This is a genomic window from Bowmanella yangjiangensis (assembly GCF_017255015.1).
GTDB classification, from domain to species: Bacteria; Pseudomonadota; Gammaproteobacteria; order Enterobacterales; family Alteromonadaceae; genus Bowmanella; species Bowmanella yangjiangensis.
The window spans coordinates 1-691 of the sequence record NZ_JAFKCS010000410.1; the positions used below are offsets into that span (position 1 = coordinate 1).

2 protein-coding genes are annotated in these 691 nt (G+C 66.7%); both read left to right on the forward strand.

All coding sequences use genetic code 11. The features are described from left to right. Nucleotides 1–198, forward strand: a 198-nt coding sequence (locus J0A65_RS24860) for an ureidoglycolate lyase (protein ID WP_206596908.1), incomplete at its 5' end; no start/stop codon positions are given. Between the two features lie 312 nt (nucleotides 199–510). Continuing rightward, nucleotides 511–691: hypothetical protein (locus J0A65_RS24865; protein ID WP_206596909.1), on the forward strand; the 181-nt coding region annotated here is incomplete at its 3' end.

Sequence of the window (691 nt, forward strand, 5' to 3'; positions counted from 1 at the left end):
CCTGGCGAACTGGACGAGTCGCGCATCCGTGCCTTCGTCAGCGCAGCGGATCAAGGCATCAACTACGCCCGTGGCACCTGGCACCACCCGCTGCTGAGCCTGCAACGCCCCGCTCGCTTCCTCGTGGTGGATCGCGGCGGCAATGGCCACAACTGCGAAGAGCGGATGCTCGAACGACCGCTGCAAGCCCTGCTCTGAGCGGCCGGGGACATTGCACGGCGCCACCTGCACGGGCACAGGTGCTGCGCCCTGGATACTCCGGGGCGTAAGGCACCTGTGATTTCGTGACCGGGGTTCCAGGTCACGTCACTCCGTCGCAATCCCCGCTGGAGGACCTTGCCGTCGCGGCGGATTTGCCACAGGCTAGCGCTCGGACGCAGCCCTCCGGCGAGCCGCGACAGGCTTGCCTCGTGCCTGCGCACAGGGTCTGCTGAGCAGCAGGAAGCAACATGACGGCTCAGGGCGGCTTGCCGCACGACTCAGCCGCGCCATCCCAACAAGGAGCATCAGATGGTTTCTCTCCGTACAGTCCCGGCCGTGATCGGCATGCTGCTGTTGAGCACCGGCGCTTGCGCCGAGACAGGCAGCGAAGGCAGCACCATCAAGGAGTCGGCCAAGGCGGCGGTGTCCTCGGCGATATCGGCCGGGAAGAACCTGCTGGGCGGCATCACCGAAGGCGTGATCGATGGCC